This window comes from Pseudomonas sp. FG86 (genome assembly GCF_057808775.1).
The window spans coordinates 99299-116001 of the sequence record NZ_JBMDIS010000003.1; the positions used below are offsets into that span (position 1 = coordinate 99299).

The 16703-nt window shown below is 50.7% G+C and carries 19 protein-coding genes; 5 read left to right on the top strand and 14 right to left on the bottom strand.

Annotated elements, in window-relative coordinates:
* Window position 1 precedes the first annotated feature (1 nt).
* Entirely contained in the window at window positions 2–160 is a 159-nt protein-coding gene (locus tag ACODSV_RS02805) for a hypothetical protein (protein ID WP_489044767.1), read from the bottom strand.
* A 200-nt stretch (window positions 161–360) separates the two neighbouring features.
* Window positions 361–1260 carry a hypothetical protein gene (locus ACODSV_RS02810; protein ID WP_489044769.1) on the bottom strand — a complete coding sequence of 300 codons (900 nt, stop codon included), beginning with the start codon at window positions 1258–1260 and terminating at the stop codon, window positions 361–363.
* 157 nt (window positions 1261–1417) lie between these two features.
* On the opposite strand from ACODSV_RS02810, the gene ACODSV_RS02815 reads away from it, so the two are divergent.
* A complete protein-coding gene (locus ACODSV_RS02815) occupies window positions 1418–1801 on the top strand; it encodes a DUF4870 family protein (protein WP_489044771.1) in 384 nt (127 codons plus the stop codon).
* Between the two features lie 412 nt (window positions 1802–2213).
* Here ACODSV_RS02815 and ACODSV_RS02820 read toward each other — a convergent pair whose 3' ends face one another.
* Window positions 2214–2666, bottom strand: coding sequence for a hypothetical protein (locus ACODSV_RS02820; RefSeq protein WP_489044773.1), 453 nt, complete (start codon window positions 2664–2666; stop codon window positions 2214–2216).
* Between the two features lie 46 nt (window positions 2667–2712).
* Window positions 2713–3252: a hypothetical protein gene (locus ACODSV_RS02825; protein WP_489044775.1), complete on the bottom strand. Its 540-nt coding sequence runs from the start codon at window positions 3250–3252 to the stop codon at window positions 2713–2715.
* 222 nt (window positions 3253–3474) lie between these two features.
* Between ACODSV_RS02825 and ACODSV_RS02830 the strand changes: the two genes are divergently transcribed.
* Window positions 3475–3834, top strand: a complete 360-nt coding sequence (locus ACODSV_RS02830; protein ID WP_489044777.1) for a histone-like nucleoid-structuring protein, MvaT/MvaU family — start codon at window positions 3475–3477, stop codon at window positions 3832–3834.
* A 643-nt stretch (window positions 3835–4477) separates the two neighbouring features.
* Window positions 4478–5962 carry a hypothetical protein gene (locus ACODSV_RS02835; RefSeq protein ID WP_489044779.1) on the top strand — a complete coding sequence of 495 codons (1485 nt, stop codon included), beginning with the start codon at window positions 4478–4480 and terminating at the stop codon, window positions 5960–5962.
* Between the two features lie 69 nt (window positions 5963–6031).
* Here the strand turns inward: ACODSV_RS02835 and ACODSV_RS02840 are convergent, their stop codons facing one another.
* Complete coding sequence (locus ACODSV_RS02840; protein ID WP_185709532.1) at window positions 6032–6859, bottom strand: hypothetical protein; 828 nt, start codon at window positions 6857–6859, stop codon at window positions 6032–6034.
* A gap of 196 nt (window positions 6860–7055) precedes the next feature.
* On the opposite strand from ACODSV_RS02840, the gene ACODSV_RS02845 reads away from it, so the two are divergent.
* Window positions 7056–7574 carry a hypothetical protein gene (locus tag ACODSV_RS02845; protein WP_489044781.1) on the top strand — a complete coding sequence of 173 codons (519 nt, stop codon included), beginning with the start codon at window positions 7056–7058 and terminating at the stop codon, window positions 7572–7574.
* Between the two features lie 427 nt (window positions 7575–8001).
* On the opposite strand, the gene ACODSV_RS02850 is transcribed toward ACODSV_RS02845, so the two are convergent.
* From ACODSV_RS02850 to ACODSV_RS02870, 5 genes are all read right to left on the bottom strand, one after another.
* Window positions 8002–8397 (bottom strand): hypothetical protein, encoded by a 396-nt coding sequence (locus ACODSV_RS02850; protein WP_489044783.1) that lies wholly within the window; start codon window positions 8395–8397, stop codon window positions 8002–8004.
* Between the two features lie 417 nt (window positions 8398–8814).
* Window positions 8815–10299: a DUF5710 domain-containing protein gene (locus tag ACODSV_RS02855; protein WP_010466487.1), complete on the bottom strand. Its 1485-nt coding sequence runs from the start codon at window positions 10297–10299 to the stop codon at window positions 8815–8817.
* A 119-nt stretch (window positions 10300–10418) separates the two neighbouring features.
* Window positions 10419–10895: a hypothetical protein gene (locus ACODSV_RS02860; RefSeq protein ID WP_489044786.1), complete on the bottom strand. Its 477-nt coding sequence runs from the start codon at window positions 10893–10895 to the stop codon at window positions 10419–10421.
* 76 nt (window positions 10896–10971) lie between these two features.
* Window positions 10972–12036, bottom strand: a complete 1065-nt coding sequence (locus ACODSV_RS02865; RefSeq protein ID WP_010466482.1) for a helix-turn-helix domain-containing protein — start codon at window positions 12034–12036, stop codon at window positions 10972–10974.
* A 159-nt stretch (window positions 12037–12195) separates the two neighbouring features.
* Entirely contained in the window at window positions 12196–12897 is a 702-nt protein-coding gene (locus ACODSV_RS02870; RefSeq protein WP_489044788.1) for a hypothetical protein, read from the bottom strand.
* A 148-nt stretch (window positions 12898–13045) separates the two neighbouring features.
* Between ACODSV_RS02870 and ACODSV_RS02875 the strand changes: the two genes are divergently transcribed.
* On the top strand, window positions 13046–13855 hold the full coding sequence (locus tag ACODSV_RS02875; RefSeq protein WP_489044790.1) for a hypothetical protein: 810 nt from the start codon (window positions 13046–13048) through the stop codon (window positions 13853–13855).
* A 432-nt stretch (window positions 13856–14287) separates the two neighbouring features.
* On the opposite strand, the gene ACODSV_RS02880 is transcribed toward ACODSV_RS02875, so the two are convergent.
* The 4 genes from ACODSV_RS02880 to ACODSV_RS02895 all read right to left on the bottom strand — a co-directional run bounded on the left by ACODSV_RS02880 (window position 14288) and on the right by ACODSV_RS02895 (window position 16692).
* Window positions 14288–14719, bottom strand: a complete 432-nt coding sequence (locus ACODSV_RS02880) for a hypothetical protein (RefSeq protein ID WP_489044791.1) — start codon at window positions 14717–14719, stop codon at window positions 14288–14290.
* Window positions 14720–14840: 121 nt separating this feature from the next.
* On the bottom strand, window positions 14841–15653 hold the full coding sequence (locus ACODSV_RS02885; protein ID WP_489044793.1) for a hypothetical protein: 813 nt from the start codon (window positions 15651–15653) through the stop codon (window positions 14841–14843).
* 461 nt (window positions 15654–16114) lie between these two features.
* On the bottom strand, window positions 16115–16303 hold the full coding sequence (locus tag ACODSV_RS02890) for a hypothetical protein (protein WP_218538956.1): 189 nt from the start codon (window positions 16301–16303) through the stop codon (window positions 16115–16117).
* A complete protein-coding gene (locus tag ACODSV_RS02895) occupies window positions 16300–16692 on the bottom strand; it encodes a hypothetical protein (RefSeq protein ID WP_185709523.1) in 393 nt (130 codons plus the stop codon). Before ACODSV_RS02895 ends, ACODSV_RS02890 begins: the two co-directional genes overlap by 4 nt.
* Between the last annotated feature and the right edge of the window lie 11 nt (window positions 16693–16703).

The window sequence follows — 16703 nt, forward strand, 5'->3', positions numbered from 1 at the left end:
TTCAGTTTTTACTGCGATCCAGGCCCTTACCAACTCGAGCAATGCCCCAGAGGATCGACAAAGCGGTAAGGATGAGGAAGGCCATCAGCGACCAGAAAAACTGCGGGTCGTATTGGTATGAGCCACCGAACATGGCGATGATGTAGAGCAAAATTTCCATAAGGACTCCAAGAGTTGGAGACCCACGCCCCAGAAGGGGAATGAGGTCCCCTGGTGGGTTGAAAAATTGCTTGAATTAGCAAAGCTCAGGTCAAGCTGTACCTGCCCCGAAGGGATCAGCCAAAGGCCGTGTGAGAGATGATGGTACACAATGGCTGGGGCCAATCCAATACCAGCCCCACACCAGTGATAGCGCTGCAACTAGTAGACGCCAACCGGCCCGTTTTTCTGATCGGGAAGGTAAAAAGCCGTACCCTCTGGGAGATTTTTCGAAAGAGCCGAGGCTACCTCTGCGGCCGATACATTGCCGTTATCCAAGAACAGGACCTTGTCCATAACTGAGGTCGTTTCACTGTTGATTGGGATGGCAACAATTCGAGCCGCGTAACCACCCCGATCGGCCGGAGCATACCCATCAGATGCAAGTACCCCGCGGCGCCCCAGGAAAACTTTGGCTGTCTTAACACCTGCTTTGGTCTCTATTGATCCCGTGCGGAACTGACCATTTTGGACATCGATGGTTTTCGTCACGTTGGTGACTGCAGAGGCAAACATCGTATTCATCTTCTTCGAACAATTTGAAACGGCGTCCGCAACACTAGCCGTTTGATCTGCATGCTCGAAGCACACAAGAAATCCGAGGTTAACGCGAGGATCATACTTTGGAGAGCCAGCTACCAAACTGAGGGCCATGCCGGCGGCCCCCGCATTCCCGCCAATGGCATTCAAGCCGATTGCCTCGATGTCCTTACCAGTTCGACCGGCTGGCGTTGCGGCAGATGAGATGTATTTTTTCGTCTGTTCGGCCGTCGCCGTGTGGAGTTGATTTGCTGTGTATGACCCAGCTGGTGCAACTTTAAGCGAGGGCATTCCCAAAACACTGAACACCTTATCCACCGGAGTAGCATCTGAGCGGAACTGCAAAGGCGTGGCATTTGCATACTTGAGAGTTACCACATCCGAGTCACGAAACTCATATTCAACACCAGCCACAGGTGCGGAACCTACACCTTCAGACTGGACCTTGCTTACACGGTCGTGCATAGCGCAACCCGCCGTTGATGCGATCGCCACTGCAAGCGTCATTCCAAGGTAATTCATCGATCCCCTCCCCTCTAGGTATATATCCGAATGATGCTCAAATCATTCCATAGTGCGTTCTATCTGCAAGGTTACAACGGCATCCTTTCAGATGGTAATTGGCACCGTTTTGCATCTCGAATAGCGCCCTTCGTGTGCATTGATGGAGGCATGCTCGATGGAAGCACATTCAGAAACATGCAACGCCACAATGGGGATGGAAATGAAGGTCATTCGAACCGATCGCTTGTCAAAATTGCTAAGCCCAGATCGCCTTGCATTGGTGATTTACGGGTTGTACGCCGCTGGCTTTATTGTGGGGATTACTGCCGTCGTAGGTGCTGTCATAGCCCACATGAACCTTCGCTGCCAGGATGAGATTTGGCGAACTCATTTCCGCCTCCAGGTGAAGGTTTGCTGGTGGAGCATTGGCTGGCTTTTGCTGGGAGGTATAACAATCAAATTTGGAGTTGGTTACCTAGTCCTGCTGGCCTGGTTCACCTGGGTCTGCTTCCAGATTGGCACTGGATTGAACAAGCTCAGGAAAAACCTTCCGGCATAAAATAACCCCGATCACTCGGGGTTTTTTCTTGCGCAATAGAACACGTTTAAATGGTTTGCTCTGTTACGACTCCACGCGTAGAACTCCCACTGCGTTTTTCAGCTGGATGACCAAGCTCAATCCACATGCATTGGTACCCACTGCTGAACCGCTGACATACGGGAACGATTCGCGCTGGAGCGCTGTAAAGGTTTGCGTCCGGATCTTCCACTTGTGAATTGCCGGCGCAGCCGCAAAGTGCAAGAGACAAAAGCAATACAAACGTTATTTTCATGAGGGGCTCCAAAAGTTAACGGGCTCCTCCCCTTGACGGGGTATGAGCCCGCAAGGGTGTCGAGATGCTGCACCGCAGCTGGTTCGGCCTGCTGGCCATTGAATAACGAGCACATGCTCGCCAAACAAATCAAAAAATTCAGTTCTTAGCCGAGTGGCTCACCGCTAATCCCCGAGTCATAGCGCTCGCACGGATCATCAGGCACACCTGAATGATCCACCCTTGGGTATTCCCCTCAGCCTTCAACGTCATCGATCCGTCGGAGAAAACGGCTTTGAAGGAGCCTTCAGCATTGCGGATCTGGCGGTGGGAGATTGAACCCTCAACCATTTCCTGGAGCTCCGCTTTTAGACCTGCCACCGCAGCGGCCGTTTGGACGGTGCCATACACCCCGTAGCCAATAAAGAATCGAAGATCAACCCGGTTCGTATCCGCGCTGTCTGTCTGAATGGTCAGATCGGATCGTCGAACCTCGCATGCCAGGTACCGCGTATTACTCCCCTCACCGACGCTAAAGGATTTCGTACTTTGAGGCTGATGATGCTGATGAGCAGCCTTAAAAAACCGCCGAATTGGATTGAGCAAATCCATTGCCGAATCAGCAAAGTCTGGCCAACTAGTCTCATTAACGTGATTACTACTGAACATTCATTCTCATCCAGGAGGTGGCAAGACCAGTTAGCTCCGCTAGGGAAAGAAGCTCAGTTTCGCCGCGGTTTTGACTGAGCCATGTTAAAAACTCTGGAATCTGGGTGACCCCCGATTTAGAAGAGTGCTGGGGCAACATAGGAGCTATGGAAGTCGACCTCAAAAAAGGTTCAACCGCAGCCCTGATTAGCTTGGTGTATAGGTCACTTTTCAGTGCGAGCTCAGGCTGCAATGAAAGGACGTTTCGAATCAATTGGGTTACCTGGTCAAGGTCGGCAGCACCATTAGCCTCATTTGATTCGCCGGCTAGACTTAAATCGATGTTGTGGCTGGTTAGGGCCTCCAGGCTATGTAAAGCAGCGACAATCAGCTCTGCATAGGCAACTCCGATTACCGTGTTGCGGCATCGCATTATAGGTTCAGTACCTGCAAATAACGCTGGTGCGCCACCACTCAGTTCTCCAACAACCAAGTTCAGGGTAGGCACCATTTTCATCATTTCGCGAAGCGAATTATGACTCTGATTCATGGTGGATCTCCTCGTTCGTACGTCCATTGAACAGGAGAATTCCAAGATGCAAGAAGACATGACATGCCGAGTCACGACGCTTAGTACAGGAGGAGCTAATCTGACATTTGATGAACGTGCACTGGGGAGCGTTTGCTCCCTTTGCTGGTCAACCGCACAACGCTCTCATGGCTGATTGTCCGTCGCCGGCGCACAACCCCTATCCACTACTGGAGACCTCCCATGTCCCTAATCAATGAATACCGCAGCACGGAAGAACACATTAAGGAGTTGCAACGTCGCTTGAACGAACTTTCCAGCGATGAGCGTCTGCAAGCGGAGCTCGAATTCGAAAGAAAACTTAGGGACCTGATGGGACAGCACAATAAAAGTCTACGTGACATCATCCTGTTGCTTGACCCACAGGCTTTGAAGCGCTCTGGCGCCAAGCCTGTCGCACAGCGGCGACAGCGTGTCGTGAAGGTCTACAAAAACCCACACACAGGCGAAACGGTACAAACCAAAGGCGGCAATCACAAAACTCTCAAAAGCTGGAAGGAAAAGCACGGCGCCGGCGAAGTCGAAAAGTGGCTTCAAGCCTAGTGCAGGATCAACGTTGAGGCCCTTTGCGGGCCTTAATTTTGACTTAGTGTCAGATTTCACGGATAGAAAGGGCCACATGTTGCTAATCAGCATACGGGGTGGCATTATTCAGCCTCTTCTTCTGGTGCATGTTCACCAGTACGGCGTCAGCCTAGCTGCTTGCAGCAATTCTTAATGCTTCACCCTCCCGAATTTTGTCAAATCTCCAGCTCACCTGCGAGATCAGACGCCACTTGATTTTAGACGTCCAGAAGGCTGCCACTGTCCATAAAGCTGGGGTTCACACTTTTGTGTGAATCCTGTTCAGAAGATTCTTCTTCTGGACGGCGAGGTCAGCAGTCGGTGCCTCGGATGATCCTATCCAAAAAACAACTGCAGTCTGCAAGATGGTATGAGAGTCGGCTACATGGAGAGCGCAAGCTAACCAAAGGGCCCACTCGCCTCCACCCTGCACTGCAGGGTTTTTCCAGGCAACTGGCATACTAGGCTTAGACAAACCTCCACGATTGTGGATTAAAAAATACCCGACTTGGTCGGGTTTTTTTTTGCCTGGAGAGTCCTCAGCCCACATGCCCTATTTAGGTTGCTTTGCGAATGTCATTTGGCACATTCTTCCACCACATAACCGACGTGATAATCCACCGTGGCAGAATATCAAAAGACTGGTTCATCTACTTGCAGAGCAGAATTTTCTCCTGCAACAAAAATAGCTTTAGCAGCAGACGCTGGGCATACCTGTAGCTACGAACTATGCCTTGAACCCACAACAATGGCCGTTACCAAGAAAAATAAAGATGGCACGCCTACTGACCAGCTTAGGTCTGGAGGAATCGGAGTCGCAGCTCACATATATGGTGCTACTCAAACTGGATGCCCTAGACCTTCAAGCAAAACACCAGGCGAACTCAGCGATATCACAAACGGGATTTGGGTATGCCACTCGCATGGAACGTTAATAGACCAACATGAAAAGGCTTACTCTGCTGAGTATTTGATGCTATGCAAAGAGGTCCGTACCTTCGCCCACACATTTAGCATGACTTCCGCTGACATACGTAGTGTCTTAAAGCTAGTACCTCGACGAACTTACGAAAAAATTGTTTGGAAGTATTCCTCAGATCTAATTGGCTCGACTAAAGAGATCGAGCGCGATGTTATGGCCGAAGCAGGAAGACAACTGTCTCTAGACACTCTCACCTCTTATTCCCAGATCCCGTCGCCACCACCAAAATTTAAGCAGACATCACTAAGTATCTTTGCCAGTGAGGACGCTAAAACACCGTCAACTGTGAATGTTGAGACGAGCAAGAAAGCATCTAATTCAACCATAGCTGAGTTAATCAAAAGCTGGACTCGCGACGAAGAGCTCATTACTGATAAAAACTTCTCTATAATAATCGAAGATCTTTATGCCGTTATCTCAGCGAAAAATTCTGACACCGGAATTATTGCCGCTGAGCGCGTATCAGTCTCAGGAAGAATGCTTATTAGGGTAATTCAAGCTAGCGACCTGACAGGCATGCCACATTACCATGCGTTCGCATGGATGAGAGGTTCCTCACCAGTTGCATTTAATTGGAATTTAGTATCTGGCGTTAAAGGCGAAAGCACTTCAACAATCAGACGAAACAAAGATTACGCGAAGCTAATTACGTATTCCGACTCGTCAATACGCGATGCAAGACAGGCTGAGGCCCTTCTTGCAAAACTTATTGAGGGGTGGAAGCCCATTGGATTTTTTGGACTTCACAACTTAACCATCAGACGCGAGACCTTTCAAAATTCTTACTTTGAAATCGATCAAATTCCAAACCTTGACATTCTAAAGAAAATGCATAGGAACGCTGTAAGAACTCTGTATCCGTTGACTATACTTGATAAGTTTGGCCACTTATTTGACGTGTCCGATGCATTTTACGACGAGAATTTAACCGATGACATGATCAACACTGCTTTTGAAGAACTAAATATCGCTTCGGAAGGTGACACACTACCATCAAAATTCTGTTCGAAGCCATGCGTCGAAACTGACACCTGGACTTTATGCTTGATTTTCAGAACTTATATAAATGGTTTTTTCTTGGGATTTAAAAGAATACCAAAAAATTCAAGACTTGATTTCTACTGAAGAGATTATGCGCACGAATGAAGCACCACATAAACAACACCGGCGGATCAAAATCCGCCGTCGTATTAATTATTCTTGATTCTTTACACAAACTAAATCTTTTGAAGCCACAGTAATCAAGCTGCAATAGAACAGCCAACCACAGATGCTCATCAGTAATAGGACGACCCCCAACCAATTTGACGTGGCATCAAGCATACGGGCTGAGGCCTGCAGACAGACACCCCCAAGAACCAGTAAACGCATAGGACCCAAGCAAAATTTTTCGCTTTTAGTCAGCGATGACTGAATTTTGGAGGCTTCATCCCACGTTATACGGCGCGAAACCACCGCAGCAATGAGGAAAGGCTCCAAGCGGCCGCCCATGACCACGAAGAGAGGCATCAGCCCTAACTGCTGCTCAACCGCAGTGGTATACAAGATGACAAGCAGCGTGCGCTTCTCCGGATCGAGCAGCTCCATCGGAAAAGCGATTCTGGGCAAGACACCACTCTTCCAAGCTATCGCATCAGCACCAATCATCGCCACGAGCGCGATGAGGTTTAAAACTCCCCCAATAACGAGGGCCAAGGGCGTTGCAATTTTGAAAAATCTTCGCCATGGAGATCTTGGGCCAATGCTGCTTCGGACAACGGCACCTCCTGGTAGGATTCCTGACTTCCAAGCACATAGCGCTATAAGGACAAATACAAGCGGACTAGCCAAACTAAACAGATGGAATGCTGCCTTGCCAACCACCAGTAGCAAAGTGATCGCCATCACTGCAGCAAAAAACGTCAGTGAAAAAAAATAGGGCAGCACCCGAACCGCAACTGGAATTGCTTCGGCGATCCAGCCTGGCCATCTGCCAAAAGTAACTGCTGGTCCAGCCAATTGAGATTGATCAATGATTGCCAAAAATCGGTTTCCTTCACGAAGCCCAGCGACTGCCGGTGCGTTACTCAGCCCCCCAGGTCTTGATCCTAGGCATGGCATAACTATCGGAGGCTACAACGGACTCTTTAATTTGCAAGGTGATTTCGACAGCTCTAGCGGACCTTGCATTATTAGATATTGAGGCACTTTAAGGATTCTGATCATCAGGAATTCAATCATGCAATCGAACAATACGCCTCAACCCTACACCGTACTCGAGCTCACACCACAGGCTCTCTTTGACATCTACGGCACCTACTGCCATGCATTCGAGCAGACCGTTCTGACCGCGATGCGACGCCTCCTTCAGGATCAGTACACAGGCGGTGCTTACGAGCTTCGCAAGTATCTAAACGGAGCTGTCGCGCTGGTTCTCCCTGCGCTCGATCAGGTCAGCGCATCCTACGGCATGTCGGAAGAAACAATCACCCTTGAGGGCGCATCGATCGCCGCAAACCTGATTACCTTAGGTCAGCTAATGGTTGTAGCTGATGAACGCGAGGATGAATCCAACAAACTGATCCAGTACAACCAATTCTATGGCCTAAAGGACGCTTTGAAGGGGCAGGTCAACTTCATCATCGACACCACCCAACCTGATGGCTACCGCAGCCTAACGGAAGGAGAACAAGCCACACTTAAACCTGCTGCCCAGCGCCATCCTGACGAAGAGGCAATCCGTAATTTGATCGACTAACTGGGAACTCGATTGCCCTTCCTTGGTACCAATCAGGGACCCCAGGTAGGTTGCTCGGCGTAGCCTCAAGCAGGTCAAATCGCTTGAGGTCACTATCGTGCTGACAAGGCAAACAATAGCAACCGGCCTGGGGATCGGATCGCTTTTACTCATCGGCTTCAGTGCAGCGGTCAGCAACGGTTTTCTGGCTGCCGCAATTCCTACGGAACTGATCGGTCTATCAGGGCAAAAGAAAGGATGCGCTGCAAATCTGGAATCAATGTCCCAGATGTCGCTCGCAGAGATTCATCCACCTGACAGAACTCTGATCCACGACGCGAACGCCGGCGCGTACTGCAATGAAGTATTACCCAGACATAACACGCTATAAAAAAAGCCCGCCCCTGATTAAGGGACGGGCTTTTTTTCTATGCACGGGTCGGCTCCTTTAGGAGGCAATCACCAATAATTGAGATTCACCCAGGTGCTCCTTCGAGTGTTGCAGCCTGGTAAGCCGAGTTTCCTCGGACATGAACAGCCACTGAGTACCGACGGCATCAGCCAACGCACCAATCGCGTCAACCAATCCCCAGTAGCTTAATGAAACCGCAGTACCTGCAAAAACAGACGCAAACTCTCGCAACTTAACCATGAAGGCCACCGGATTTTTTGAATCCAGAAATCGAGTTAGAACTGCGTTGGTTCCTGCTTGCAACATCGTGCCGTGCAGACCGACAAACTGGCGACCGGCCTCAACACAGGCGGTCAACAGTTGGTCGACTTCTTCTTGATGCACACGAACGAATTGCGAGGATTGTTCGGTTTGGTCGGGTAGTTTTCTCATGGGTTCACTCCAAAAAAATGGAGGACCCATCCCCAAAGGGGAAGAGATCCCCCAAGGGTTAAAAAAGGTGCTGCAAGGTGCAGCTTCAAAGCCCAGCGAACAGACGCCAGGACAGAAACACAATTAAATCATTACTTTTCCTCAGGTGGAATAGCCTTGTCCACCGTGGCGTCCGCTGTAGCGCTACACAGAGGTTTTCCATCGTCGTCTGACACTCGCACCAGGCGAGGCGCCTTTTCCCCTTCCATGACGCTCCAGAGACACCCAAGGCGATCCTGCAAGATAGCCCCACGGCCGATTGGCATAGAAATACTCTCTAGCCGCTCCAACATCTGCTGCGATTTGATATCGACTTCGCTAGCATTGCTCGCCAATGGCAACCCATACACGGCAAGCAAAAGATACTTTTGCACTGCGCTACGCAATGCTGCACCAGTGCCAATCATTCTGGGTCTCCCCTTTCATTTTCAGTTGAACAAGCATCGTTTTGGTTGGTGTGACCCACGCCAGCGCGTCTTCCCTAAGGCGCAACTTTGTCGCGCTAGGCTTCCAAAATATTTCGTCGATGCCCAACACAACTTTTGTCGCAACCGATGCAACGAAATCCTGTGGGAAGTGAGTTGGGCTCTGCGAGGCCGCGACGAGCATGAGACCGAACTTTCGCGCCTCTTTTGCGATCGTGTTGATGATGTTGTCTTCGCTTTCATCCGCGAACACATGCGCCTCGTCCAGAATGATTACGTCTCGAATCCGATCCTGTGGCCCGCGTTCGACGGCCGCCAGGAAGATCTCCTCCAAACGAAACAGAACAAATAATTTTCTTTCCGTCATCGAGAGCGCCTGAAGGTGGTAGCGCCAGACAGGATTTGATTCGTGGAATGGAGGTTGTACGGATTTGAAAATACCGATGGCATCCAGATTCTGAAGCCGATCGACCACTGACTTCAGTACGTCTGTACTGTCGTACTTCATTAGCGATGTCAGCTCTCTGCCGGTGGTGATCGCCTCAACGTAAGTCGTGAATGAATCAATAGCCTTCGCCTTGGCCTTATCCAGGTCGACCTTCGCTGCTTCATCTTCGAAATTGGCTTCACCTTTACGTAACGCCTGAATGGCCTTTTTCCGATAGGCCGCTGCTGATCGGTTCGCAACCTCCAGGTAGCTAACTGCTTCAGCACTTGTTCCTAAAAACGACTGCTGGTGAATATTCTGAGCCATCCGGAGCACGTCTTTGATGCATGGATGTGTCCGCGCCATGAGCTTAGGTGGCCATCTCGTGATAGCGCCTTGGTACTGATCTTGCGCAACGTACCACGAATACAACGGCCCACCGCTCCAGCGAGCCCCGAGGGCCTTTGCCTCATCCTTCTCAGCTTTCGGGACATCAATGAACAACCTATCTTCGTGGCCGTCGGTCATGATGACCGCAGTTTCCTCCTCGACCACCCAGGTCGAAGGATCATCCTGTTTGAATCCGTACTGGGCATATACGTCGAGCAGAAGGTTACGTAGACAAGCCTCCTGCTTCGTTCCCATAGCCCTCATGCTTCGCTCTATTGTCGAAATGAAAGCTTGAACGCGCTTGCGAATACCACCGAAATGAGGATCGGGATTCACTCGCAATGGGTTTAACCCCCAGTTCGAACGCTCACTAAAGCGAACCTCAGAGGCGCCTGGTATTTCAAGGTCCCCGTGAATATCAAACACGTGAATGCGCGGGACTGATGAGCCAGACGTTTGGAGCATGTGGGAGATCATTTTCCGGAGTAGAAAAGTCTTACCCGCACCACTCATTCCTACCAGGAGCGTATGGCCGTTAACCAGTTTCTCCGAGTCCCAAATGACCTGGACTTGATTATGCTTTTTTAGCTCAAGGGCATTGAGGCCGAACCGTATCTGCATCTGATGAGTGCCTTATAAATCCCGCGACCTGGTCAAGCAGGCCTGTATGAGGCAACTCTATTCAGCTCTCGCCATCGTTTGGGGTGTGTCTGCCCCTTGAAACGGGCCCAAATACAATCCTACGCCGCGGAGACCAACCTCAGCCCTTGTTTCCGCCTCGCAATCCGGATCAGCGACTGCTTCAAGGGCTCGCCGCTCGAGGACGACAACGAAATTGATTCACACAGATCGTTTGAAGACCGATTCATGGTTGGGGATGGTGTTCTCAGCACTGCTGTCGCGGAGTCTCGAATCAAGTCGCAAAATGCTGCAGTGGTCAGCTCATATTGCGGATCGAGCAACACTTGATCGCTCCATTCGACATCAAGACAGAGTTTGATTGCTAAGGCTTGCTGCCAGTCGTCCATCAGTGACATTACTGCGAATGGATGCACCAGCAAGCTTTCGCCGGCGGTAACCCATAGGGTGTCGTTACCTAAGCGACTCAAGGCAGCTTTGAGACATTCCTCAACCTCGTTTTGCGAGACAGCAATGATCTCCATCGATATAGAGCTCGCGATTAGTTCAAGGTACGGGCTAACGTTCAGTAGTGGCATCTATCTCTCCTTTGCACCTCTAAACACTACGTTCAATGTCTCAAATGCAACACTCTGCCGACACTCTCACCGCGAACTAGCCACCTGAGTCTGCAGCAGCTTTGGCTGCATCGAGAAGAGCTGGTGCGAGTGCCCCAACGTCACGTCGACCTAGCACAACCTCAACGAGCGACTTTCCATCAGATACCTTGAGTGATATCTCGCCATCAACATGAGCTACAGCAACAATTCCCCGAGTTTTGCTAACGCTATGCGAAACGATCTGAGCCCCGTGAAATGTGTCCTGGGCAGCGCTAACGTTTCGATTTGCGGTGGGGAGCAGGAGAAAGGAACGGGTTTCTGTTGGCAAAGAATCGAATGCAACCTCATAAACACCGAACCGCTCGCGAATTTTCCAACCGAGGTTCTCACCGTGCATGATGATAAATGTGACGTCATTACCCATGCCTGGTAGCCCTGTCAAATCTCGCATGGGTAACCAGAGCCCTTCTGAAAGATCGAGTTGGTACTCCATTTTTCGATCAGTCCATCGACGCCCAACTTTGCGACGCGAAGGGATGGCCACACCTTTTTCATCGTATCTTTCTGGCCAGATTGTTTGGGGAGCGATACCTAAGCATGTAGCTACCAACGCTTGAAGCGAAGGTGACCGAGCGCTTCCCAGGTTATCCAGAGCTGATCGCGGAACACCAATGTGTGAAGCGAGGGTACCCAAAACAAACCCACGATTTCGAAGCTCAGATTTCACCCAAGCGAGCCTGGAAGGCTCCTCTGCAGGTATCGACGAAATATCGACCGCCATCAAAGATTTTTCTTCCACCATGGTGATGAAGAGCGGCTTCGGCTCCTCTGTCTCGGGCAGCGCAAACAAGCCGGGCATAAGTTCTTCAACTTGCGCCTGCATTTCTTGAGACCAAGACACATCGTATCGCTCAGGGAAAAGAATCTTCTCTGAGACGCCAAGGGCTTTGCCGATTTCCGCTTGAGCTGCTGGATAATGCTTTTTGCCGGCTGAGGCGATCCCCGTAACACCACTTTGCTTGGAAAGCGAGGTCAGCGAATACCCCTGTTTTTTCAGCGCCACCTTAATTGCATGCCACCTGAACGCGAGGGGGATCTCAGGATATTTTTCGGTCGTCATACCAAACACCTTTGGAGTTTGGATTGACGCTCTCATGGTTTCTCGAACATGCAAGGCAGCCACCAACAGACAAGTTACCGTCTCTTTAAGCCTCCTGCTTTAACGGGGAATTCCTAGCCCGGAAAAGATACAGGACGTTCAGAGGCGATGAAAGCAAGTCTAGGACGCTGATTTACCCTCGACTCGTTCTCCTTTTCCGCGCCAAATGCTCATCACCAAAACGCCGACAAGGCAAAGAAAAATGAATCCTGCGACCCCAGCGTATATCAATCGTTGATTATAAAATGCCTGGCCAGCGTCAAAACCAGACACACAAATCAGGATCGCAATAATGCCCATGCTCGGAGTGTACCTACCACGCATGTTTCGCAAATTCCTGAATCGGGCACCGGCGCCGTCCAGTTGCGAGCGAGCTGCTCCAATCTGATCTCTTAAGTTCTCCAGGCTTCTGTCGTCCATGCCCGTTACGGACAGCGGAATTAGATACAAGGTATCTGCGATATGGCTTATTTGGCGCTGGCCGCCAACCGGCTGCGATCGAATGAAGGCAAGGCCCTCATGAAGGACCTGCAAAGCCTCTTCCTGCAGAAAAGCGCGCTCATCTTCCACTGAAATCGAATTCATCATGATGCCAGCGCTGAATACTTCAGCGTCTTTTACCTCGTGGCGTCGAAGTACTTCGACCAATTCCTGTTGGTCGACGCTGCAGTATCGAACCAGGTACCCACCGGCTCGACCAGGCGCCACAAAGCCTCCAAGTACCTCATGATTCGATTGATGGCTCGGATAAGCTGTACCACCTGGGTAAATGGCTTTGAGACCTAGAACGCTAAGATCATTGAACAGGGATTCTATGTGCACAGTTTTAGCTCCATGGTTTCCCGCTAGCATCTCAACTCCGGGGCTCACGATGCTGGTGATCTGGCACTGAATATGGAGCAGATCTGGTCAGACTTGCAGTTTTGATATCTCGATGAAAATCGTGACAAATCAGAGCTTGAGCCAGACCATGAACACACCAGACCACCCGTGGCAGATTGCGTACCACTCAGGAATGACTAGCTTTTCAGACTTTCGAGCAATAGCTCAACTAGGTATGCCAGTAGGCGTGGTAGCGACCCTTTTGACGCTGGCCCAACTACACCTCGCCATTCCAAGACATCTAGACCAGGGGGGAATGGCGTTTGTCGACAGCGGCGCCTTCACAGCCTTCCAGAAGAAGCAGGAAATGGACTGGGGCAAAGTCATTCGCGCCTACGAGACGATTGCGACCAACACCATTCAACCTGCCAATCTGAGCGTCGTAGCGCCGGACGTAATTGGTGACCAGGTGGAGACGAGAAGGCTCTGGGTGCTTTACGCAGACTCAATACGGAAATGGGTTGGTATGGGCGTTCGAGTCATTATTCCGCTTCAGGTTGGCGAAATGAGCGGCGGTGAGCTTTTTGAAGAAGCTTGCGCGATCCTGGGTACGCGAAAACTCGCCTGCGGCATTCCATCCAATGCCGCGGCAATGAGCCATGCAGATTGCGCGACGATACGAAATAGTGATTTTCACATCCTCGGTCGAGTGCGAATGACTGATGAGTTACGACTAAAAGTTTCCGCCATTCTGGCTTCGAATCCGGGAGCCAACCTCACCTCTGATGCGAACTGGCTTAGGGCTAGAACTGCAAAAATCTGCAGGATCCGAGCACATTTACCTGCTTTCAGTGGTGACTTCGAAAGCCGAAGAATGCGTGCAGTTCAAGCTCTCCTAGCGACTGAAGGGTACCCGCAAACAAGGCCTGCCTTACCCCTTAATCAGGCGACCTACTAATTCCCATCATGGGACCCACACCCATCATCTATTTATATTTCAAAGAGTTGGACTGGCTCCCCTACCAGTCCTTTATATTCCAATGCTCGTGCAATTCCAGCTGGAGTTGGGTATCGCATCCAAATAACAGATTCGCCTGCATGAAGCCTGTGTGTCATACCGGTTGCCTTATAGACCCCGTCCAGGCCTAAAAGACGCTGCTCCGCATCGGTAATTGACATGAGCGGCTTAGACGGCTCGATCCTTACTGAAAGATGCTCGCACCCCTCTTCAGCGTCCTCCAGTCGCCCAAGCGTTGGAGCCACTTCGAAAAAACCAGAGACGCCTTGAATTGCGCACTGGCTCAATGAGACACAAACACCCACCAATACCGTTAAAAAATTTCTCATAAGCTCCCTGCTAGATCCGCTGAAACGTGAATGTAAAGACCAATCACAGCGCTCCTACACACTCCTTGTGGGTGGGTCTTTTTTGGCTGGCGGATTTATTGCGTTCACGAGCGGCCTGTCTACGCATCTCGACGATAGCCAAGTAACCCGCAGCCGCGCACATAGCTAACCCGGCCCACAGCAAAACAAATACGATTGATACGCTCACAAATGACCCGAGAGTCGTTTGCAATGACCCGATGCTCAGTGCTGAGCTAAAGCCCAACGTCGTTGCGGCAGCGAGCCAAGACAGATAACAAATCAAAAGGACCAGCTTGATAAAGCTCGGAGACCATCGATAAATTGCGATGCTGGAAATAACAACCAGAACAATCGCTACCGCATCGAGCATAAGAGGCCAATGACCAGCTGGTAGAGAGGCAAATAACAATCCGGCATTCAGCGATGCCCCGGTGATGAGTGTGATGAGCCGCATAGCTTCCTCGAGTCTCGTAGAGAAACTCAATGATCGGCTTGCACAAGCAGGAAGGGAGTTTAATTGGGCCCAGAAGTGAGCCCGGACAGGCATGAAGCGAACTGACTATGGAGTAAGGTCGTTAATCAATAAACAGCCTCCTCCCTTTGCTGGCACCGGTGTGGGCTCCGGTGTCGATAACTGGACTATCAGCTTTCGGCTTAGGCGACTCAGCAAGGGTCTGCAGTGGTGCAGGTTGGCGAATCGTCCTGTCAGGGGGATTTATCAAGCGCTGCTGCTCTTCACGCAACCTCGTCACGGTTGCCTCCTGCATGGTTGGCCCATCGATAAGGCGTCTGCGCGATGCGCGCACCTCGAAGACTCCAACGAGAACAACGCCAAGACAAACCAATATCAAACCCGCCACCCCGATATTTAAGATAATCGAGGCACTTGCTACACCGGCTTTGTCTTCTTCAGTGGGGCGCGCCACCGCAATGCTTTTGATACCGGACCGGCGAACCGTATGCCCATCAAAGCGTGCGCCAAAGAGTATTTCTAAAGTTCCACCCTTTTCTCGCATTTCCAGGATTCGTGCATCCTTTCCTGCAAGCAATTGAATAGCTTTTTCAGCTGGATAGGCTTCACCGGTAACCATTCCACCCAAGAACGAGTTGAGACCTTCGGTATCAGGCACCCGACACCAACTGGTACCCCGGTACCGACCAGGGCAAATTTCAATTTGTGTCTTGCCATCCACAATTACCTTTCGCCACTGATCGCGGCTAAGCAAAATTGATTCTTTAATCCCTAGTGACCCATTGAATCCACTGCTACTCGCTCCGTCATTGATAAGTGCGCCATCATTTTGGTCGCCGGAAGGTAGAGCGAACACATGCCCTCCCACACCAAGGACAAGTAGCAGTACAAGAGAAAATCGGCTTGTGAACTTCATGGCGCCCCCTCGCCCTTTTGGATCGATTGAGTGAAACGCCCCATCCTGTAAATTTTCTCTTTTTCGAACTTTATTGCCTCCTCCCGGCAATCGAAGGGACCGAATGTCGTGTTATCAATGCGCACATTCCATTGACACGACCATCGTCTGGTCCAGCCGGCAACCATAGAGGTGTCAGAGAAAAATCTTCTCAGCACCGTAAATACCATCTGTAGGAGCAACGATCTCGGAACAACGTGTGACACACGCTCCTTGCGGAACGTGTCGACCTGCAGGCCGACAAGGCATACCTCGTCAGCAAATCCGACAATAACGCCGTCACGGATTACGATCCTGCGCTTATGGGGGAGAGATTTATTCAAGAGGTGATCTCTGTTGAAAGAACCTAGCAGCCGATCTGGAGGGTGCCGCAGCCAGGCAGCGGAGTGACCCCGAACTGCCTGACCGCCGCCAAGTGGACGTCAGTAAGTCACTGTCTGGGTTTGCGACTCTGACGTCACAAAGTCGTACTCCGGCTTTTTCTCTACCTCATTCACCTCACTGCCCTCCGGCCGAATACGCTTTTCAAGATCTTCACACGCACGACCTTGAAACCCCTGAAAATCAGCACTCACATTTCCGCCTTTGACGTTCACGACAACACGCTTCACCACACCACCTCCTCGGCCACAACCTCAAGAGATCCATCGGTCTGAGCCACGATAGACACCTTGTAATTTTCCGCTTCCAGTTGCTTGGCGTAGTGATAGGCCAAGTAACGGTCCACAATTTGCGAACTCACGGAGTTGGTCCAGGCACCGGACGAACCGTAGTTCTCGACAAACTGATTGAAAACACCATTCTCAAGATTGAACCCCAGGCGATGCTGGGAGTTTGCTGGATCAACCAGTACCAATTGGTATCGTTCGGAAGTGAGCCCTACGCCAATTCGGTAGAGTTGCTCGTTTTGGTAGAGGTTACCCAGGCCTGATAAGGCCTTCATAAGAACATCGATGTCGGTGTAGGACACAGCGACTTTAGCTCTGACAATATGACTCACTGCAATCTCCT

Bases quoted from the DNA above. Each gene is read 5' to 3' on its own strand.
- ACODSV_RS02865 (WP_010466482.1), bottom strand. From the start codon at position 12,036: ATGACGACCGAAAAATATCCTGAGATCCCCCTCGCGTTCAGGTGGCAT.
- ACODSV_RS02885 (WP_489044793.1), bottom strand. From the start codon at position 15,653: ATGAAGTTCACAAGCCGATTTTCTCTTGTACTGCTACTTGTCCTTGGT.
- ACODSV_RS02850 (WP_489044783.1), bottom strand. From the start codon at position 8,397: ATGAGAAAACTACCCGACCAAACCGAACAATCCTCGCAATTCGTTCGT.
- ACODSV_RS02880 (WP_489044791.1), bottom strand. From the start codon at position 14,719: ATGCGGCTCATCACACTCATCACCGGGGCATCGCTGAATGCCGGATTG.
- ACODSV_RS02855 (WP_010466487.1), bottom strand. From the start codon at position 10,299: ATGCAGATACGGTTCGGCCTCAATGCCCTTGAGCTAAAAAAGCATAAT.
- ACODSV_RS02810 (WP_489044769.1), bottom strand. From the start codon at position 1,260: ATGAATTACCTTGGAATGACGCTTGCAGTGGCGATCGCATCAACGGCG.
- ACODSV_RS02875 (WP_489044790.1), top strand. From the start codon at position 13,046: ATGAACACACCAGACCACCCGTGGCAGATTGCGTACCACTCAGGAATG.
- ACODSV_RS02820 (WP_489044773.1), bottom strand. From the start codon at position 2,666: ATGGATTTGCTCAATCCAATTCGGCGGTTTTTTAAGGCTGCTCATCAG.
- ACODSV_RS02825 (WP_489044775.1), bottom strand. From the start codon at position 3,252: ATGAATCAGAGTCATAATTCGCTTCGCGAAATGATGAAAATGGTGCCT.
- ACODSV_RS02860 (WP_489044786.1), bottom strand. From the start codon at position 10,895: ATGCCACTACTGAACGTTAGCCCGTACCTTGAACTAATCGCGAGCTCT.
- ACODSV_RS02830 (WP_489044777.1), top strand. From the start codon at position 3,475: ATGTCCCTAATCAATGAATACCGCAGCACGGAAGAACACATTAAGGAG.
- ACODSV_RS02815 (WP_489044771.1), top strand. From the start codon at position 1,418: ATGGAAGCACATTCAGAAACATGCAACGCCACAATGGGGATGGAAATG.
- ACODSV_RS02845 (WP_489044781.1), top strand. From the start codon at position 7,056: ATGCAATCGAACAATACGCCTCAACCCTACACCGTACTCGAGCTCACA.
- ACODSV_RS02805 (WP_489044767.1), bottom strand. From the start codon at position 160: ATGGAAATTTTGCTCTACATCATCGCCATGTTCGGTGGCTCATACCAA.